This is a genomic window from Streptomyces sp. NPDC006643, from assembly GCF_042870175.1.
Taxonomy (GTDB): Bacteria; Actinomycetota; Actinomycetes; order Streptomycetales; family Streptomycetaceae; genus Streptomyces.
Genome location: NZ_JBIAHA010000005.1, coordinates 54,100 through 72,256, shown reverse-complemented (window position 1 = coordinate 72,256; position 18,157 = coordinate 54,100). Strand labels below are relative to the sequence as shown.

At 72.1% G+C, this 18,157-nt stretch carries 16 protein-coding genes; 2 read left to right on the top strand and 14 right to left on the bottom strand.

Annotated elements, in window-relative coordinates; genetic code table 11:
* Positions 1 to 2: 2 nt before the first annotated feature.
* From ACFYNU_RS08635 to ACFYNU_RS08600, 8 genes are all read right to left on the bottom strand, one after another.
* Positions 3 to 968 carry an aminoglycoside phosphotransferase family protein gene (locus ACFYNU_RS08635; RefSeq protein WP_356584333.1) on the bottom strand — a complete coding sequence of 322 codons (966 nt, stop codon included), beginning with the start codon at positions 966 to 968 and terminating at the stop codon, positions 3 to 5.
* A gap of 42 nt (positions 969 to 1,010) precedes the next feature.
* Positions 1,011 to 1,403 carry a hypothetical protein gene (locus ACFYNU_RS08630; protein WP_356584331.1) on the bottom strand — a complete coding sequence of 131 codons (393 nt, stop codon included), beginning with the start codon at positions 1,401 to 1,403 and terminating at the stop codon, positions 1,011 to 1,013.
* 67 nt (positions 1,404 to 1,470) lie between these two features.
* Positions 1,471 to 2,283, bottom strand: a complete 813-nt coding sequence (locus ACFYNU_RS08625; RefSeq protein ID WP_356584329.1) for an alpha/beta hydrolase — start codon at positions 2,281 to 2,283, stop codon at positions 1,471 to 1,473.
* An 84-nt stretch (positions 2,284 to 2,367) separates the two neighbouring features.
* The gene (locus ACFYNU_RS08620; protein ID WP_356584327.1) at positions 2,368 to 3,153 is read right to left on the bottom strand and encodes an SDR family NAD(P)-dependent oxidoreductase; all 786 of its coding nucleotides are present in this window, start codon (positions 3,151 to 3,153) and stop codon (positions 2,368 to 2,370) included.
* 7 nt (positions 3,154 to 3,160) lie between these two features.
* On the bottom strand, positions 3,161 to 4,363 hold the full coding sequence (locus tag ACFYNU_RS08615; protein ID WP_356584325.1) for a serine hydrolase domain-containing protein: 1,203 nt from the start codon (positions 4,361 to 4,363) through the stop codon (positions 3,161 to 3,163).
* Between the two features lie 45 nt (positions 4,364 to 4,408).
* Positions 4,409 to 5,179, bottom strand: a complete 771-nt coding sequence (locus ACFYNU_RS08610) for an ABC transporter ATP-binding protein (RefSeq protein WP_356584323.1) — start codon at positions 5,177 to 5,179, stop codon at positions 4,409 to 4,411.
* Complete coding sequence (gene cbiQ, locus ACFYNU_RS08605; RefSeq protein WP_356584321.1) at positions 5,176 to 5,937, bottom strand: cobalt ECF transporter T component CbiQ; 762 nt, start codon at positions 5,935 to 5,937, stop codon at positions 5,176 to 5,178. The genes ACFYNU_RS08610 and cbiQ overlap by 4 nt, the downstream gene beginning before the upstream one ends.
* A gap of 1 nt (position 5,938) precedes the next feature.
* On the bottom strand, positions 5,939 to 7,027 hold the full coding sequence (locus ACFYNU_RS08600) for an energy-coupling factor ABC transporter permease (protein WP_356584319.1): 1,089 nt from the start codon (positions 7,025 to 7,027) through the stop codon (positions 5,939 to 5,941).
* Between the two features lie 224 nt (positions 7,028 to 7,251).
* Here ACFYNU_RS08600 and ACFYNU_RS08595 point away from each other — a divergent pair, with 224 nt between their 5' ends.
* Complete coding sequence (locus tag ACFYNU_RS08595) at positions 7,252 to 7,665, top strand: SsgA family sporulation/cell division regulator (protein ID WP_356584317.1); 414 nt, start codon at positions 7,252 to 7,254, stop codon at positions 7,663 to 7,665.
* A gap of 25 nt (positions 7,666 to 7,690) precedes the next feature.
* On the opposite strand, the gene ACFYNU_RS08590 is transcribed toward ACFYNU_RS08595, so the two are convergent.
* Entirely contained in the window at positions 7,691 to 9,949 is a 2,259-nt protein-coding gene (locus ACFYNU_RS08590; protein ID WP_356584315.1) for an MMPL family transporter, read from the bottom strand.
* A 184-nt stretch (positions 9,950 to 10,133) separates the two neighbouring features.
* A complete protein-coding gene (locus tag ACFYNU_RS08585) occupies positions 10,134 to 10,706 on the bottom strand; it encodes a TetR/AcrR family transcriptional regulator (RefSeq protein WP_329078296.1) in 573 nt (190 codons plus the stop codon).
* Between the two features lie 290 nt (positions 10,707 to 10,996).
* On the opposite strand from ACFYNU_RS08585, the gene ACFYNU_RS08580 reads away from it, so the two are divergent.
* Entirely contained in the window at positions 10,997 to 14,377 is a 3,381-nt protein-coding gene (locus tag ACFYNU_RS08580; RefSeq protein WP_356584312.1) for a S41 family peptidase, read from the top strand.
* Between the two features lie 117 nt (positions 14,378 to 14,494).
* Here ACFYNU_RS08580 and ACFYNU_RS08575 read toward each other — a convergent pair whose 3' ends face one another.
* The 4 genes from ACFYNU_RS08575 to ACFYNU_RS08560 all read right to left on the bottom strand — a co-directional run bounded on the left by ACFYNU_RS08575 (position 14,495) and on the right by ACFYNU_RS08560 (position 18,070).
* Positions 14,495 to 14,680: a hypothetical protein gene (locus tag ACFYNU_RS08575; protein ID WP_356584310.1), complete on the bottom strand. Its 186-nt coding sequence runs from the start codon at positions 14,678 to 14,680 to the stop codon at positions 14,495 to 14,497.
* Positions 14,681 to 14,787: 107 nt separating this feature from the next.
* Entirely contained in the window at positions 14,788 to 15,669 is an 882-nt protein-coding gene (locus tag ACFYNU_RS08570) for an SDR family oxidoreductase (protein ID WP_356584308.1), read from the bottom strand.
* On the bottom strand, positions 15,666 to 16,568 hold the full coding sequence (locus tag ACFYNU_RS08565; RefSeq protein ID WP_356584306.1) for an alpha/beta hydrolase: 903 nt from the start codon (positions 16,566 to 16,568) through the stop codon (positions 15,666 to 15,668). The genes ACFYNU_RS08570 and ACFYNU_RS08565 overlap by 4 nt, the downstream gene beginning before the upstream one ends.
* On the bottom strand, positions 16,565 to 18,070 hold the full coding sequence (locus ACFYNU_RS08560; protein WP_356584304.1) for an NAD(P)/FAD-dependent oxidoreductase: 1,506 nt from the start codon (positions 18,068 to 18,070) through the stop codon (positions 16,565 to 16,567). Before ACFYNU_RS08560 ends, ACFYNU_RS08565 begins: the two co-directional genes overlap by 4 nt.
* Positions 18,071 to 18,157: the final 87 nt, after the last annotated feature.

Here is an 18,157-nt window from a genome sequence, read left to right as displayed (position 1 = left end):
GGCTAGGTGTTGGTGCTGATCAGCCCGAGGGCCAGGATCAGGGCGGTCCCGGCGGTACGGCGGGTCACGGCCGTCCGCGCGGGCGGGTGACGGCGCGGGACGCCCTCGACCAGCATGATCAGGTACAGGTAGCAGCGGTAGAGCGCCATACGCAGCCGCGCGGCCTCGTCGAAGCCGGTGTCCCCGCCACCCGCCCGGTAGCCGGCCAGCAGCGCCTGGTCGTCCTCCGGCTCGCCGAACAGATTGAGCGAGACGAACTCCGCCAGCGGATCACCCCAGAACATCCGCTCACCATCGACGATCCCGCTGATCGCCCACTCTCCCTCGTCCCGCGCCAGCAGGACGTTGCCCTGCCACAGATCGAAGTGCACGAGCGCCGGCACGGTGACCTCGTCCAGGGCGGGGGCCGCGCCGCGTACCAACGCCCGTACGCGCTCGACGGACACGGGCAGCCGCGCCTCGAACCGCTCGGCGTCCGCCAGCACCGCCTCCAGCATCGCGCTGAACGCCTCCCGCCAGGTGGAGGCGGTGGGCACGGCCTCGGACGGATAGCCGAAGCGCGTGCCGCTGACGGCGCCCAACTGTGCGACGTACGCGCCGAGTTCACCCCGCAACCGGTCGTGCTCCACCTCCCCGAGCCCGCCCGCCAGGCCGGACCACGGCTCCCCCGGCAGCTCCGACATCAGCAGCGAATCGCCCGCGAGACGGACCACCTCGGGCACGGGCACCCCGGCGCCCCGGGCCGCCCGGTAGAACTCGCCCTCGTTGACGAGGAGTTCACCCTCGTACGTCAGACGCGCCGCACCGGCCTCGGGCGGCAGCTTCAGCACCAGCCGCCCGCCGCCGTCCAGATGGACCCGGTAGAGGGAGTTGTACGTGCCTCCCCCCAGCACGTCATGCCCCTCCCCCGCCCCCACCCCGGCGGCTTCGAGAATGACGGCCAGCCGCGCCGCGCTCAGGTCGGACATGTACGGACCCTTTCCCCTCAACTGCCGCACTGCTCGTGTCCCCTAGTTGAGCTGGATCCCGCTGTTCGCCGCGCTGCCGTCGCCGTCCGCCTCGGCCTCACCGGTGTCCGTGGCGCTCGCCTGCACCGGACCGCCCGGACCGCTCGAATCGCCCGCACCGCCCGCACCGCTCGAACCGCCGCGTGTGATACCGGTGTTGGACGTGCCGCCGCTCCGTGCGGCGCTCCTGCCCGTCCGTGTGGCACGGAAGCCGCTGGGCCGCTGTTCCGTGCCGCCGGCGAGGGCGCAGACGATACCGACGACGCCCGCCGACGCGCCGACGACACTGGCCACACCGTCCGCGGTCCCGAGGTCCACCACCGCCCAGACCACCACCATCGCCACGATCAGCGCGCACGAACCGACGATCAGTGCTGTTCTCCGCCATCCCCGCATGGGCGAATTCTCACCCAACACTCCTTATATGTCAGGCGCTTGAGGGACCGCACCCCCCGGGCGCGCGCTACGACTCCGCCAGCACCTTCCGCAGCACCCCCGCGAACTCCCCCGGCACCTCCACGAACCCGCCGTGCCCGCCCGGGAATTCGACCGGGGCCGTGCCGAGACGGGCGGACAGCTCCGTGGACGTGCGGTATGTGACCAGAGGGCCGGACGTCGCGCCGATGCCGATCACGACCCGGGCGGGGCCGGCCGTCAGGGCGGTGAGGTCGGGCAGGTAGCGGGCGGTGCCGCGCAGTTCGTGGCCGAGGAAGCGGGCCCCGTCCGCGAGGTCCTGGGCGGAGGGCTCCTCGGGCTGCGCGGCGGGGGCGCCCTCCTCGCCGGTGTCCATGCCGGAGACGGCCATGAACTTCATGAACGCCGGTCCGGCGCCCTCCCGGTGGAACGTCTCGACGATGTCGTCCATCTCCGCCAGCCGCTCCGCCGCGTCGGGCAGCACCACCAGTACGGGCGGCTCGTGCGCGACCAGTGCCCGTACCCGCGCGGGGTGGCGCGCGACCAGCGCGAGGCCGGTGACGGCGCCGCCGCTGCTGCCGAACACCAGGGCCGACGCCGCGCCGAGGTCGTCCAGGATCGCGGCGATGTCGTCGGCGCGCAGTTCGGGGGTGGAGTCCTGGTCGGGGTCGTCCACCGCGCTGCCGGAGATGCCTCTGGGGTCGTGCGTGACGACGGTGTACTCGTCGGCGAGCGCGTCGGCCAGCGGCGCGAAGTGCGTGGCGCCCATGGGCGCGCCGGTGAGCACCAGTACGGGGCCGGAGCCCCGTACCTCGTAGCGCAGGTGTGCGCCGGGGACGTCGAGGGTGCGGGTGGTGACCATGGTCGGGCCGTCCTTACGTGGGAGCCTGGGGGCATCGCGGTGACGCGGGGCCTACAGAGATACGACCCCGGCGGCCCGTGAAACTCATCGCCCCTCGGCCACCGGCGGGGCGGCGAGCGCGTCGCGCAGCCCCACGTTCGCCGACAGGATCCCGCCGTCCACCGGCAGCGTCACCCCGGTGATCCATCCGGCGTCCGACGACGCCAGGAACGCCACCGCCGACGCGACGTCGTCCGGGAGCCCCACGCGGCCCGCCGGGTAGTGGGGCGCCGCGCGTTCCAGGTTGGCCTCGCGGCCCCGCCAGCCGTCGGTGCGGATCGTGCCGGGGGCGACGAGGTTGACGCGGACCCCGCGCGGCGCCGCGTGGCCGGACAGGGTGCGGGTCAGGCTCGCGAGGCCCGCCTTCGCGGCGCTGTAGGCGTGGTTGCCGAAGTCCTGCTCGCCGTTGACGGAGCCGATGTTCACGATCGCGCCGCGCCCGGACGCCACCAGGTGCGGCAGGGCCGCCCGCGCGCAGCGGAAGGCCCCGGTCAGGGTCAGGTCCAGGTCACGGGCCCAGTGCTCGTCCGGTTCGTCCTCGAAGAGCGGTGCGTCCGGGGTGCAGGAGTACGCGTTGTTGACCAGGACGTCCAGCGAGCCGAAGTGCTCGACGGCGTACGCGACGGCCGCCTCGACCGACGCGCGGTCGCCCACGTCGCACACCAGCGGCACGGCCCCGTCGATCGACTCGGCGGCCCGCGCCGCCCGTTCACCGTCCACGTCCGTGAGCAGCACCCGCGCGCCCTCGGCGGCCAGCCGCCGGGCGATGGCCTCGCCGATGCCCCGGCCGGCCGCCGTGATCAGTACGCCGTGATTCTCGAATCGCCTCATGTGCCGATCATGAAGCCGACCTGACGGCCCGCACCAGGGCCTGTGCGCGGGGATCCGCCGTCACACCCTTGCGCATGCCGTTGGTGACGTAGCCGAAGGCGGTGCCCGACTCGGGGTCGGCGAAGCCGAGCGAGCCGCCGCTTCCCGGGTGGCCGAACGAGCCGGGGCCGAGCAGTGGCGTCCCCGCGCCGTGCAGCATGAAGCCGAGGCCGAAGCGGGTGCCGACGACCAGCACCCGGTCGGGGCCCGCCGATTCCTCGGTCCGGGCGGCGGTCAGTGTCGCGGGGGCGAACAGCCGCGCGCCGGCCCGGTAGCCGCGCCCGGGGCCGTCGACGGGGCCGATCATCGCCGCGTAGCAGCGGGCGAGCGCACGCGCGGTGGAGATGCCGCCGCTGGCGGGCATCTCGGCGGCGCGGTAGGCGGCGCTGTTCAGGTCGGGCAGTGGATCGATCGCGCCGAACGCCCGCCGGGTGAGCGAGTCCGGGTCCTTGTACGCCTCGGCCACCGAGCGCTTCACACGCAGCCGCAGCTCCCCGCCGCCCCCGGTGGGCTCCTCGATCCGGCCGATCCGGCCCACCCGGTGGGCCTCCTCGGCGGGCAGCCCTATCCAGAAGTCCAGACCGAGCGGGCGGGCGATCTCGTCGGCGATCCACTGGCCGACGGTTCGTCCGGTGACGCGTTTGACCAGCTCGGCGATCAGCCAGCCGTACGTGTACGCGTGGTAGCCGTGATCGGTGCCCGGCTCCCACAGGGGCCGCTGCGCGGCGAGCGCGTGGGCGCCCGACTCGCCGTCGAGCGCTTCGGCGGGGCTGAGCGGCCGGTCGAGCACGGGCAGACCGGCGCGGTGCGACAACAGGTGCCGTACGAGCACCCGTTCCTTGCCGGCCGCCTTGAACTCCGGCCAGTACGTGCCCACCGGCGCGTCCAGGTCGATGCGCCCGCGCTGGTGCAGCAGCAGCGGTACGGCGGCGGCGACGCCCTTGGTGGCGGAGTGGACGATCTGCGCGGTGTCCACGGCCCACGGCTCCACGCCGTCGACGTCGCGCGTGCCGGCCCACAGGTCCACGACCTTGTGCCCGTCCCGGTAAACGGCGACGGCCGCGCCCCGCTCACCGCGTTCCTCGAAGTTCCGTACGAAGGCGTCCTTGACGGGTTCGAAGCCCGCGGCCACCGTGCCCTGGACGTCAGCGACGCCTACCATCCCGCTCATACCTCCATGGTGCACGCATCGCGACGCGTGCTGGGCCACCGGGACCTAAGGCGTCACGACCGACCGGGGATCGAAACCGAACGGCAACTCCAGCCGGTGCGCGCCCATCAACTCCGCGTCGCCGAGCAGGTCCCGGGTCGGCCCGTCGGCCGCGATGACGCCCTCGCTGAGGATCACCGCGCGCGGGCACAGTTCCAGCGCGTACGGGAGGTCGTGCGTGACCATCAGCACGGTGACGTCCAACGCCCGCAGGATATCGGCGAGTTCACGGCGCGACGCCGGATCGAGGTTGGACGAGGGCTCGTCGAGTACGAGAATCTCGGGCTCCATCGCCAGGACGGTCGCGACGGCGACCCGGCGGCGCTGCCCGAACGACAGATGGTGCGGCGGCCGGTCGGCGTACTCGGCCATGCCGACCCGGGTGAGCGCCGCGACGACCCTGGCCTCCAGCTCCGGGCCGCGCAGACCGGACGTCGCGGGCCCGAAGGCCACGTCCTCGCGGACCGTGGGCATGAACAGCTGGTCGTCGGGGTCCTGGAAGACGATCCCGACCCGGCGGCGTATCTCGGCGAGGTGCTGCTTCGCGACGGGCAGCCCGGCGACGGTGACGGACCCCGCGCCGGCCGTGTGGATGCCGTTGAGATGCAGGACGAGGGTGGTCTTGCCCGCGCCGTTGGGTCCGAGCAGCGCGACCCGCTCGCCGCGCGCGACGGTCAGGTCGACGCCGAAGAGGGCCTGGTGGCCGTCGGGGTACGCGTAGGCGAGCCCGCGCACCTCCAGCGAGGGCGGCGGCTGTTCCTGGGACTGCGTGCTCATAGGGTCCAGCCAAGCAGACAGACGACGAGCGCGGTCAGGGGGAGGGCGGCTGCGGACGTCCACTGCGCGCGGGACGCCGTCAGCTCGTCGATGACCGGCATCGTGCCGGTGTAGCCGCGGCTCATCATCGCCAGATGCACCCGCTCCCCGCGCTCGTAGGAGCGGATGAACAGCGCCCCGGCGGACTTGCCGAGCACCCCCCAGTGCCGTACGCCGCGCGCCTCGAAGCCGCGTGAGCGACGGGCGATCGACATCCGGCGCAGCTCGTCGGTGATCACGTCGCCGTAGCGGATCATGAACGACGCGATCTGTACGAGCATCGGCGGGAGTCTGAGCCGCTCAAGTCCCAGCAGCAGCGCGCGCAGTTCGGTGGTGGAGGCCAGGAGTACGGAGGCGGCGACGCCCAGTGTGCCCTTGGCCAGCACGTTCCAGGCGCCCCACAGGCCGGGGACGCTGAGCGACAGTCCGAGGAACCGGACCTGGTCGCCGGGCACCACGAACGGCATGAGGACGGCGAAGGCCACGAACGGCACCTCGATCAGCATCCGGCGCAGCAGGAAGCCGGCCGGGACGCGGGCGAGCACGGCGACACCGGCGAGCAGCACCGCGTACAGGCCGAACGCCCACACGGCCTCGCGCGGGGTGGAGACCACGACGAGCACGAAGCACAGGACGGCGGCGAGCTTGCAGTGCGGGGGCAGCGCGTGGACGGGCGAGTGGCCGTGCCGGTAGAGCTTGTGGGCGTGACCGGCGCCCATGTCAGGCCCGCTCGGAGGAGAGCGGCGGGTTCGCGGGCGTACGGCGCCGGTGCACCACGTAGAAGATCCCGCTGCCCACGACGACGGTCGCGCCGACGCCGATGACGCCCGCGAGGCCGCCCGAGAGGCGGGAGTTGGAGATGTCCTTGATGCCGTAGTCGGCGAGCGGTGAGTCGGCGGCGGCGTGCTCCTCGACCTTCTTGTCGATGCCCTTGTCGGCGGCGACCTTCTCCAGCCCGTCGGGGTTGGCGGAGGCGTAGAAGGAGACAACTCCGGCGAGCAGCAGGGCCGTACCGAGACCGGCGGCGAGGAGCCCGCGCGGCGAGCGGGAGGCGGCCGGGGCCGCCGCGGGGGCGGGCACGGCCGCGGGCGCGTCGACCAACTCGCCGTCCACCCGCAGCTTGAGCGGCGCGGCGAGCCCGCGCGCCCCGTGGACCAGGTCCGGCCGTACGGCGATGACGGCGCCGACCGTCAGCGCGGTGATCGCGGCCTCGCCGATGCCGATGAGCACGTGCACGCCGACCATCGCGGTGAGCACCTTGCCGATCGGGATGTGCGTGGTCCCGCCGATCGCGTAGAGGAGGGTGAAGGCCGCGGCGGCGGCGGGCACGGAGACCAGCGCGCCCACGAACGCGGACACGGTCACCGAGCGGCGCCCCCGGGGCAGGATCCGGAGCAGGCCGCGGAAGATCCCGTACGAGACGATCACCGTCACGACGCCCATGACCGTGATGTTGACGCCGAGCGCGGTGAGCCCGCCGTCGGCGAAGAGGATGCCCTGCATCAGCAGCACGACGGCGATGCACAGGACCCCGGTGCAGGGGCCGACGAGTATCGCCGCGAGTGCCCCGCCGAGCAGATGCCCGCTGGTGCCGGCCGCGACGGGGAAGTTCAGCATCTGTACGGCGAAGACGAAGGCGGCGACGAGCCCCGCGAGGGGCGCGGTGCGTTCGGCGCCGTGGCCCTCGGCGAGCGGCCCGGAGCCCAGTTCGCGGCGGGCGCCGCGCAGGCTGACGGCGACGGCTCCCGCGGCGACGACGCCGGCCGCGGCCGAGACCGGCAGGTTGATCATTCCGTCGGGGACATGCATGGGCGGGCTCCGCTTCCGGGCAGGTGTGGTGAACCGCTCGAAGTGAACCGTTCGCATAGATAGTCCTCTCTTGCGAACGAGTTGCAAGAGCGCCTGCCGTGCGAATCGGTGTACGGGCCCCGAACGGCACGGAAAGTTTGAGATTTCCGGGACACTCGGCGTTAAATAAGGGACAAAAGGTATGTTGTGTTGTAAAGCACCACAAGGTAGCAAGGAGCGAAGCGATGCCGGCCGTCGTCGAGCAGCCCGCCAAGGTCCGTCTCATCACGGACGCCCCCCACCACGGGTGCCTGTCGGTCACCCTCCGCTACGACAGCGCCGACCCGCTCGCCGTCCGCGTCGCCTTCCCCGCCGAGGTGTCACGGGACGACGGAGAGGTGGTGTGGGCCTTCGCCCGCGAACTGCTCGAAGCGGGCCTGCGTACGCCCTCCGGCGACGGCGCCGTACGGATCTGGCCCTGTGGCCGCGCCCAGACGATGCTCGAATTCCACTCGTCGGAAGGCGTGGCGCTGACCCAGTTCGACACCGCCGTACTCCGCCGCTTCCTCCGGCTGACACACCAGACGGTCCCGGCCGGTGAGGAGCGCCACCCACTGCGCGCCAAACGCGGCCTGGACCGTCTGCTGCACAACACCTAGGGCACACCGCCCAGGTCAGGTCGGGTCAGACCCGCACCAGCTCCTTCTCGGAGCCCGGACCGGAGTCCGGCCCCCGCCCCGCCGCGGCCGGCTCCTTCTCCAGCATCTTCCGCAGCTGCTCGCCCTCCACGTCCACGTTCGGCAGCAGCCGGTCCAGCCAGCGCGGCAGCCACCAGGCCCGGTCGCCGAGCAGCGCGAGCACCGCCGGCACGATGGCCATCCGGACCACGAACGCGTCGAAGAAGACCGCGATGGCCAGCGAGAAGCCGATCATCTTGACCATGGACTCGCTGGAGCCGATGAAGCCCGCGAAGACCGCCATCATGATCACCGCGGCGGCGGTGACGACCCGCGTCCCGTGCCGGAAGCCGGTGGAGATCGCCTGTCCCGGCCGCTCCCCGTGGACGTACGCCTCACGCATCCGCGTGACCAGGAAGACCTCGTAGTCCATGGCGAGACCGAAGACCACACCCACCATGAAGATCGGCATCATCGACATGACCGGGCCGGTCTGCTCGACCCCGAACAGCCCGGAGAGCCAGCCCCACTGGAAGACCGCGACCACCGCGCCGAGCGCGGCGACGACCGACAGCAGGAACCCGAGGGCCGCCTTGAGCGGTACGAGGATCGACCGGAAGACGAGCATCAGCAGCAGGAACGCCAGACCCACGACGAGCGCGAGATAGGGCAGCAGCGCGTTGTTCATCTTCTCGGAGAAGTCGGTGTTCATCGCGGTGGCGCCGGTGACCAGGACCTTCGCCTCGCTGTCCCCGGCGATCTCGCCGCCCGCGTCACGGATGGCATGGACCAGGTTCTCGGTCTCCACCGACGAGGGGCGGTCCTTCGGGACGACGGTGATCGTCGCCGTGTCGCCCGCCTTGTTGTACGTGGCGGGGGTGACCGCCGCGACGCCCTTCATGTCCTTCACGGCGTCGGTGACCTGGCCGGCGGTCTGCTTGGCGTTGTCGTCGCCCTTGCCGTCCACGACGACCATCAGCGGACCGTTGAAGCCGGGGCCGAAGCCGTCGGACAGCATGTCGTACGCCTTGCGCTGCGAGGTGCTCGTCGGCTGCGAACCGTCGTCGGGCAGCCCCATCTCCAGCGAACCGGCCGGCACGGCGATGATGCCGAGGCCGACGACCGCGGTGAGGAGTACGGCGACGGGGCGGCGCAGGACGAAGCCCGCCCAGCGGGTGCCCATGTTGGGCTTGCCCTCGGCGAGCCTGCCGTCGGCGGACGCGGCCCGCTCCCGGGTGTGCCGCTCGCGCACCTTCTTGCCGTGCACCCGCTTGCCCGCGAATCCCAGCACCGCCGGGACGAGCGTGAGGGCGATGAGGACGGCGATCACGACCGTGCCGGCCGCGGCGGCCCCCATCTTGGTGAGCATCGGGATGTTGACGACGGCGAGCCCGACGAGCGCGATGACCACGGTGAGACCCGCGAAGACCACGGCGGATCCGGCCGTACCGGCCGCCCGTCCGGCGGCTTCCTCCGGCTCCCGCCCCTCGGCCAGCTCCGCCCGGTAGCGGGAGACGATGAACAGGGCGTAGTCGATGCCGACGGCGAGGCCGATCATCATCGCGAGAATGCTGGTGGTGGAGCCGAGGTCCATCACGCTGGCCAGCGCCGTGATGGTCGAGACGCCGATGCCGACGCCGATGAGGGCGGTGAGCAGCGGCAGTCCCGCCGCGATCAGCGAACCGAAGGTGATGACGAGCACGATCGCGGCCACGGCGATGCCGATGATCTCGGTGGCCCCCGTCTCCGGCGCGGCCTGGAGCGCGTCACCGCCGATCTCGACGGTCAGCCCGGCGCCCCGCGCGTCGTGCCCCGTCTCCTCCAGTGCCGTACGGGTCTCCTCGGTCAGCTCCATGGAGCTGACCTTGTAGGTGACCGAGACGTACGCGGTCGTGCCGTCCGCCGAGACGGCCTTGGCCGTGTACGGGTCGGTGACCTGCGCGACCTGGTCCGAGCCGGCCGGCAGCTCGTCGACGATCTTCTCGACCTCGGCCTTGTTGGCGGCGGAGTTCATCGTCTCGCCGCCCGGCGCCTTGAAGACGACCCGGGCGGTCGCCCCGTCGGCGCTCCCGCCGGGGAAGCGCTCTTCGAGCAGGTCGAAGGCCTTCTGGGCCTCCGTCCCGGGAATGGAGAAGGAGCTGGATGTGGCGGTGGACGCGGATGCCGCGCCGACGCCCGCGAGGGCGAGCAGCGCCACCCATACGAAGGCGACGAGATTTCGTCGTCGGAAGGCGAACCGTCCGAGTTTGTAAAGAAACGTGGCCACGAGGCGTACTCCCGGTCTGGGGGTGGATCAAGGGCATGGGGAGCCGACCGACGGCGCGAGAGCGACACGCGTCAGGTGTAGTACCTGGTGCCATGAGGGCATCGGGTACTGCCGGTACTGCTGGGGAGCCCCGGAGGTGGGCGAGCGGCCCAGGGAGGCTTGGCGGCGCGTGGCCGCCGGGAGATCAGACGCCGAGAGCGGGGAGAAGCACGGCGTCGACGTAATCGCGGAGGAAGGCCTGGTCGATCGGCCGGTCCTCGACGAGCTGCCGGGCGACGAAAGCGCCGACCAGCATGTGTGTGACGTATTTCAGCGCGGGCTGGTCCGCGTCGATCTCGCCGCGTTCCACGGCACGGCGCAGAAGTACGCCGATTCCGTTGAGTTCGGGCTCGATCAGCAGGTCGCGCAGCGCTTGGTGGAGATCGGGGTTGTCATGAACGGCATGGACCAGGCCCCGCATCAGCGCGGCGTCCCGCTCCATCTGGCAGTCGTCGGCCATCGAGACCATGGTGTGGAAGTCCCCGCGCAGCGAACCGGTGTCGATCTGGGCGACATCGGCCGGCTTGTTGTGGCGCAGGGCCCGTGCGACGAGCTCCGGCTTGCTCCCCCACTGGCGGTAGAGGGTGGCCTTGCTGGAGTGGGTGCGGGCGGCGACGGCGTCCATGGTGAGGGCGTCGTAGCCGACCTCGCGCAACAGGTCGAGCGTGGTGCCGTACAACTCGCTCTCGCGCTCCGGCGTGAGTCGGGTGCGTGCCACGGTCGACCTCCTGTCGTGGTGTCGATAAGCCAAACGAAACGGTTTCGTACAGTACGAAGATAACCCCACCCCGATCGAAACGGCAACGTTTCGCTTGTGGGCTCCACCACACCCCTGACGACCCGCCCGCGCCTCGTCCGACACCCGGCCCGGCATCCGGCCCAACACCCCGTCCGGCACCCCGTCCGGCACACCGCCCGCTCGCATGACGAGTACCTGCCGAACACATCCGGCCAAGCTGGCTGCTTCCACGAGTTGCCGCGCCCCTCCCGCACGGAAAGCATTGGGGGGTGAGTGACGACGTCGCGTATCTCCGCTATCCGCATCTGCACGACGACTTGCTGTGCTTCGCCGCCGAGGACGACCTCTGGATCGCGCCCCTCTCGTCGGCCAAGCACCGCCCGGACCGTGCGTGGCGGGTGACCGTCGACCGCACGAGAGTGGGGCATCCGCGGTTCTCGCCCGACGGCTCCCAGATCGCCTACACGAGCTGGCGCAGCCTCGATCCGGAGATCCATCTGGCACCGGTGGCCGGCGGCCCGGCCCGGCGGCTGAGCTACTGGGGATCGACCGACACCCGCGTCTGCGGCTGGACCCCGCCGGACAAGGACGGCTCGGCGCAGATCCTCGCCGTCTCCTCGCACGGCCAGCCCTTCTCGTACTACTCCTGGGCCTACAGCGTCCCCACCGACGGCTCCCCCGGCGGGAAACTGCCCTGGGGCCCGGTCGCCGACATCGCGATCGCCGATGTCGGGGGCGAGCGGCGCAGTCTGCTGCTCACCGGCAAGCCGCCGCACGAACCGGCCGCCTGGAAGCGGTACCGGGGCGGCGCCATGGGGCGGCTGTGGCTGCACGGCGAGCGGCTGCTGGAGGATCTGCCCGGCCATCTCGACTGCCCGATGTTCGTCGCCGGGCGCATCGCGTTCCTCTCCGACCACGAGGGCGTCGGCAATCTCTACTCGACGCTCCCCGACGGCACGGATCTGCGCCGGCACACCGACCACGACGCGTTCTACGCACGCCACGCGTCGTCCGACGGACAGCGGGTGGTCTACCAGTGCGCGGGTGATCTGTGGCTGGTGGACTCGCTGGCCCCCGGCGCGATGCCGCGCAAGCTGTCGGTACGGCTCGGCGGCCCGCGCGCCGGCCGCCGCTCCTACCAGGTCCCGGCGGCCCACCACGTCGACTCCATCTCCGTGGACACCACGGGCCGGGCGAGCGCCGTCTCCGTACGCGGCAGCCTGTACTGGCTCACCCACCGCGACGGCCCCGCCCGCACGATCACCGACACCCCGGGCGTGCGGGTCCGGCTCCCCGAGATGCTGGGCAGCGGCGGCAAGGTCGCCTATGTCACGGACGCGGACGGCGAGGACGCGATCGAGATCGCCTACCTGCCGCGCGCGAGCGGGGACCGGCCGCCGACGCGGCTCGCCTCCGGGCGGCTGGGGCGCGTCCACGAGCTGACCGCGGACCCGGACGGCGAGCGGCTGGCGCTGAGCACGCACGACGGAAGGCTGCTGATACTGACGGTCCCTGACGACACGTCGGAAGCGGCACCCATGGAACCGGCCGAAGCCGGCGCAGAAGCCGCCACCGAAGCCGTCACCGAAGAGGCCCCCACCGGCCTCACCGAGCTGATCCGCTCCGTCAACGGCCCCGTCACCGACCTCGCGTTCTCCCCCGACGGCGACTGGATCGCCTGGTCCCACCCCGGCGTCGGCCGCTCGCTGCGCCAGATCAAGATGGCGCGGATCGAGGACCGTACGATCGTCGACGTCACCAACGGCCGCTTCGAGGACGAGAATCCGGTGTTCACCCGGGACGGCCGATATCTCGCCTTTCTTTCCTGGCGCGGCTTCGACCCCGTGTACGACGTGCACACCGGCGACCTCTCCTTCCCGCTGGGCTGCCGCCCCTATCTCGTACCGCTGTCGTCGGCGACACCCTCGCCGTTCGCGCTCCTGCCCGACGGCCGCCCGGCCGCCGGCGGTCTCGACCCGCTGCCCGCCGTCCCGTCCGACGGCACGACCACGGTGGCCGAGGGGACGGTCACGGTCGAGGTCGAAGGGCTTGCCAGCCGCGTCACGCCCTTCCCCGTGTCCGCGTCCAAGTACTCGGCCCTGCAACCCGTCAGCGGCGGCGGCCTCGTCTGGCTGCGCTGGCCGATCTCCGGCGCGCTCGGCGAGACGTTCGCCAACCCGGCCGACACCTCGGGCCGTCCGACGCTCGAACACTTCGACATCACCAAGGCGCGCAAGAGCGAACTCGTCAACCACCTCGACTGGTTCGCGCTCAGCCGGGACGGCTCCCGGCTCGTGGTCGTGGACGACGACGAGCTGCGCGCCGTCCCCGCCACCGAGCCCGGCGACGGCGACTCGACCGTCCAGCTCGACCTGCGCCGCGTCCTGCACGAGGTCGACCCGGCGGCCGAATGGCGCCAGGCGTACGCGGAGGCGGGCCGCATCATCCGCTCGTACTTCTGGGAACCGGACATGTGCGGCATCGACTGGGACGCGGTGCTCGACCAGTACCGCCCGCTGGTCGAACGCGTCGCGTCCCCCGACGAGTTCGCCGATCTGCTGCGCGAGGCGCTCGGCGAACTGGGCACCTCCCACGCGTACGTCACCCCCGCCCGCCGCAACGAGGGGCCGCCGCACTACCAGCGCGCCATGGGCCTGCTCGGCGCCAACCTGGTGTGCCGGGACGGCGAATGGCTGGTGAAGCGGATCCTGCCGGGCGAGTCGTCCGACTCCAAGGCCCGTTCCCCGCTGGCCGGTACGGGCATCCGCGAGGGCGCGGTCCTCACCCATGTCGACGGCCGGCCCGTCGACCCGGTGACCGGCCCCTACCCGCTGCTGTCCGCCGCCGGCGGTACGACGGTCGAGCTGACCTTCCGCCCCGCCGAGGATCTGTCGACCAACGGCGGTACCAGGCACGGCGGTTCACGGCGGGTGGCGATCGTCCCGCTCGTCGACGAACGGCCGCTGCGCTACCAGGACTGGGTGGCCAAACGCCGCGAGGTCGTGCGCGAGATGAGCGGCGGCAAGTGCGGCTATCTCCACATCCCCGACATGGGCGGCTCGGGCTGGGCGCAGTTCAACCGCGATCTGCGCCTTGAGGTGTCCAGGCCCGCGCTGATCGTGGACGTACGGGGCAACGCGGGCGGCCACATCAGCGAACTGGTCGTGGAGAAGCTGACCCGCCGCATCCTCGGCTGGGACCTGACGCGCAACGCCCAGGCGGTCAGTTACGCCTCCAACGCGCCGCGCGGCCCGGTCGTGGCCATCGCGGACGAGGCCACGTCGTCCGACGGCGACATGATCACGGCCGCCTTCCGGCTGCTGAAGCTGGGCCCGGTGGTCGGTCAGCGCACCTGGGGCGGGGTCGTCGGCATGACCGGCCGGCACCGGCTGGGGGACGGCAGTGTGATCACGGTGCCGATGAACGCGGCCTGGTTCGACACCTACGGCTGGTCGGTCGAGAACCACGGCGTGGAGCCGGACATCGAGGCGCTGCGCACCCCGCTCGACTGGGCGGAGGGCCGGCACGCGCAACTCGACGACGCGGTGTGGGTGGCGCTGGAACTGCTGGCGAAGCAGCCGGCGGCGACCCCGCCGGGCTACGGCGACGTCCCGGACCGCCGCCGCCCCCCGCTGCCGCCGCGCGCTTGACGGGACCGGCCGGTGGCCGGTCCGCAGTCAATCGCCGGACAGAGCACGCGGCCCGCGCACGAAGGGGCGCACCCGGTGCCGTCCGCACCGGGTGCGCCCCTTCGTAACGACAGCCGCTCAGGCGTCGTAGTCGTCGGAGAAGCGGTCGCGCGCGTCCTGCGCCCGCTGCCGCGCCCGCTCCGCGTCGTCCGGCGCGGACGAGGACCGCTCCGACGCCTCGTCGTTCTTCTGCTCGTCCGCCCGCCGCTTCGCCTTGTCGGCGAGTTCCCGTGACTTGTCCTTGAACTGGTCGGCGATGCCCATGGAAGCCCACTCCTGGAGGTCCGGTGAGGCCCGCGGAGAGTCCCGGGCCTGGGTCCTGTCCGGACCCAGATCGAGACTTGCACGCCCGGACACGGCACGCATGTCGATCAGTTACGCTGCGTACGCGCCCGCTCGTCGGCCGCCCCGCCCGCGCCGACCAGCCCCTTTCCCACTCCGTCGAGCCGCGGGCCGAGGCTCCGCACATGGCGGCTCCCCACCGTAGCGACGAGGCCCGGCAGATATCCGCGTACGGACTGCATACCGCGCAGCCACCACTGCGCGTACACATGCGCCGAACGCCGCTCGATCCCGGTCACGATCCGCTCGACGGCCGGCCCCGGCGGATACGTCTTGTTCGCCGGCCACGGCAGCCGCCGCCGCATCTCGCGCATCACCTCGTCCTCGTCGGCGCCGCGCACCATGTCGGTGTCGGTCCAGGACAGATAGCCGACCCCGACCCGGACCCCCCGGTACCCGACCTCGGCGCGCAGGCTGTGCGCGAAGGCCTCGACGCCCGACTTGGAGGCGCAGTACGCGGTCATCAGCGGCGCCGGGGTGATCGCGGCGAGCGAGGCGATCTGGAGGAAGTAGCCGCGGCTCTCCATCAGTACGGGCAGGAACGCCCGCGCCGTCACCGCGCCGCCGATCAGATTGACCTCGATGACACGCCGCCAGGCGGCCGGGTCGGAGTCCGCGAACGGACCGCCCGCCGCCACACCCGCGTTGGCGACGACGATGTCGACCTTCCCGAAACGCTGCTTGACCTCCGCCGCGACACGGGTCATCGCCTCGTGGTCGGTGACATCGGCGTACCAGTGCTCGCACTCGGTGTGCAGCTTGCCCGCCACCTCCTTCAACTCGTCGGCCTCCAGGCCCACGAGCGCCACCCGCACACCGCGCGCGGAGAGCTTGCGGGCCAGCAACTCGCCCACGCCGCGCGCCGCGCCGGTGACGACGGCGACCTGTCCGTCCAGTGCGATCCTGCTCATACGGCGCTCTCCTCCTCCACATCGGCCCCGAGGTGGTTCTCCACCAGTTCGCGGATCACGGCGGTCACCGCCTCCGGTGCCTCCACCGGCGTCATATGGCCCATGCCGGTCAGCTCGGTGAGACCGACGCACTCGGGCAGTTCGCCGGCCAGCCGGCGCGCGAGCGACGAGGGGGTCAGCCGGTCGGCCGTCCCGGTGACGACGGCCGTGGGGACCCGCAACTCGCCCACGCCCGCGTCGAGATCGAGTTCGGCGAGCACACGCGCCCAGGCCACCCGTACCGGGCGCGGACACGCGTGCACGATCCGCGCGCAGGCGGCGACCCGGTCCGGCGCCGTGCCGGGGCCCATGGTCCCGTAGCGCAGGATCCGCTTCGAGACGGGCGTGACCGGCCCCAGCGGGGCCCGTGCGCCGAGGATCAGCCGGGTCAGCCGGGTCCGGGCCCGACCGGGGCGCATCGGCACCACGCGCGCCTCGGCCACCAGCCGCGAACTGCCCGTGCTGCACAGCAGCGCCGCCGCCGCGTGCTGCCGGAACGCGGGCCGCGCCGAGGCGGCCATCAGCGCCATACCGCCCATGGAGTGTCCGGCCAGCACCGCCTTCTCACCCGGCGCGAGCGTCGCGCCCAGCACCGCCTCCAGGTCGTCGGCGAGCGCGTCGGTGGTGTAGCCGCCGGGCCCGGCGGCGGGTGAACGCCCGTGCCCGCGCTGGTCGTAGACGATCACGCGGTGGTCGGCGGCGAGGGCGTCGATCTGCGCGGCCCAGAAGAGGGTCGAGCAGGTCCACCCATGGCTGAGGACGACCGCCGGCGCCCCCTCGGGGCCGTACACCTCGATGTGCAGGCGCGCGCCGTCGGCGGAAGTCACGTCGAGCACGCGGGAGTCGGGGGTCGTCGTCATCGAAGGGCCTCCTCGGCCGGTGTGCTGCCCGCCCGTGCGTGGACGACGTCGTACTCCCCCAGGTCGACGGCGCGGGTCGCCCGCCGGAACTCGGTCGTCGTCCCCGGCCAGATGGTGGTGTTGCGTCCATTGGCGTCCAGATACCAGCTGGTGCAGCCACCGGTGTTCCACACGGTGCGCTTCATCCGCTCCTGCACGCGGTGGTTCCAGGCCTCGACGGCCGCCGGTTTCGGGGTCAGCGCGGCGCCCGCGCCGAGGGAGCCGAGCGCGCGCAGATAGCCGCTGAGATAGTTGAGCTGGGCCTCGATCATCAGGATCATCGAGGAGTTGCCGAGCCCGGTGTTCGGGCCGACGACGGTCATCCAGTTGGGGAAGCCGACGGCGGTCGCGCCGCGCAGCGACTCCATGCCGTCCTTCCACGCGTCGGCGAGTGTGATGCCGTCCGCGCCCACCACCCGCTCGGCGATGGGCATGTCGGTGACATGGAAGCCGGTCCCGAAGACGATCGCGTCGACCTCGGTCTCGCTGCCGTCCGCCGCCACGACGGTCGATCCGCGCACCTCGGCCAGCCCGGACGCCACGACGTCCACGTTGGGCCGCGCGAGCGCCGGATAGTACGTGCTGGACAGCAGGATCCGCTTGCAGCCGATCCGGTACGAGGGCGTCAGCTTGGCCCGCAGTACGGGATCCTTGATCGCCCGCGCGATGTTGGCCTTGGCGAGCCGCTCCACGAGCCCCAGCTCGTTGGGCCGCTTGGTGAACGCCTGGACCTGCAACTCCCTGATCCCCCAGAGCAGTTGCCGCCGCGCGGCAGCGGTGACCGGCAGCTTCCGGTGCAGCCACCGCTCGGCCCCGGAGATCACCCGGTCCGTGCGCGGCAGCACCCACGGCGGGGTGCGCTGGAACAGCGTCAGCCGCGCCACGTCGGGCTGGACGGCCGGCACGATCTGGATCGCCGACGCTCCGGTCCCGACCATCGCGACGCGCTTGCCCCGCAGGTCGTAACCGTGGTCCCAGCGCGCGGAGTGGAAGACCTTTCCCGGGAACGAGTCGAGACCGGGCACGTCCGGTGTCTTCGGGTCGGAGAGCGCCCCCGTCGCGGAGACCACGACGTCCGCCGTGAGAGTCCCGCGCGAGGTCTCGATCTCCCAGTGCGCCGCCTCGGCGATCCAGCGCATCAGCCGCACCTCGTGGTGCGTCCGGATGTGCGGCCGGAGCCCGAAGGTGTCGGTGACGTGCTCCAGGTACGCGCGGATGTGCCGTTGGCCCGAGAAGGTGCGCGGCCAGTCGGGGTTGGGCGCGAAGGAGAAGGAGTACAGATGCGAGGGCACGTCGCAGGCGCAGCCCGGATAGCTGTTGTCGCGCCAGGTCCCGCCGACCGAGCCGGCCCGTTCCAGGACGACGAAGTCGGTGATCCCGTCGCGGCGCAGCCGGACGGCGGCCCCCAGGCCACCGAATCCGGATCCGATCACCGCCACCCGTACATGCTCGTGCTTGGCCATACGCCGCCTCCCACCGGAGCGCCTCCACCGAATCGCGCCAGTAATCACTGGCACTGTTTGGGAGGGTAGGGCAGCTCCTTACTCATG

What these genes read in the sequence shown, in the direction of transcription:
- ACFYNU_RS08565 (WP_356584306.1), bottom strand. Translation starts at nt 16,568, where the DNA reads ATGACGACGACCCCCGACTCCCGCGTGCTCGACGTGACTTCCGCCGAC.
- ACFYNU_RS08595 (WP_356584317.1), top strand. Translation starts at nt 7,252, where the DNA reads ATGCCGGCCGTCGTCGAGCAGCCCGCCAAGGTCCGTCTCATCACGGAC.
- ACFYNU_RS08560 (WP_356584304.1), bottom strand. Translation starts at nt 18,070, where the DNA reads ATGGCCAAGCACGAGCATGTACGGGTGGCGGTGATCGGATCCGGATTC.
- ACFYNU_RS08620 (WP_356584327.1), bottom strand. Translation starts at nt 3,153, where the DNA reads ATGAGGCGATTCGAGAATCACGGCGTACTGATCACGGCGGCCGGCCGG.
- ACFYNU_RS08615 (WP_356584325.1), bottom strand. Translation starts at nt 4,363, where the DNA reads ATGAGCGGGATGGTAGGCGTCGCTGACGTCCAGGGCACGGTGGCCGCG.
- ACFYNU_RS08570 (WP_356584308.1), bottom strand. Translation starts at nt 15,669, where the DNA reads ATGAGCAGGATCGCACTGGACGGACAGGTCGCCGTCGTCACCGGCGCG.
- ACFYNU_RS08635 (WP_356584333.1), bottom strand. Translation starts at nt 968, where the DNA reads ATGTCCGACCTGAGCGCGGCGCGGCTGGCCGTCATTCTCGAAGCCGCC.
- ACFYNU_RS08610 (WP_356584323.1), bottom strand. Translation starts at nt 5,179, where the DNA reads ATGAGCACGCAGTCCCAGGAACAGCCGCCGCCCTCGCTGGAGGTGCGC.
- ACFYNU_RS08630 (WP_356584331.1), bottom strand. Translation starts at nt 1,403, where the DNA reads ATGCGGGGATGGCGGAGAACAGCACTGATCGTCGGTTCGTGCGCGCTG.
- ACFYNU_RS08600 (WP_356584319.1), bottom strand. Translation starts at nt 7,027, where the DNA reads ATGCATGTCCCCGACGGAATGATCAACCTGCCGGTCTCGGCCGCGGCC.
- ACFYNU_RS08625 (WP_356584329.1), bottom strand. Translation starts at nt 2,283, where the DNA reads ATGGTCACCACCCGCACCCTCGACGTCCCCGGCGCACACCTGCGCTAC.
- ACFYNU_RS08575 (WP_356584310.1), bottom strand. Translation starts at nt 14,680, where the DNA reads ATGGGCATCGCCGACCAGTTCAAGGACAAGTCACGGGAACTCGCCGAC.
- cbiQ (WP_356584321.1), bottom strand. Translation starts at nt 5,937, where the DNA reads ATGGGCGCCGGTCACGCCCACAAGCTCTACCGGCACGGCCACTCGCCC.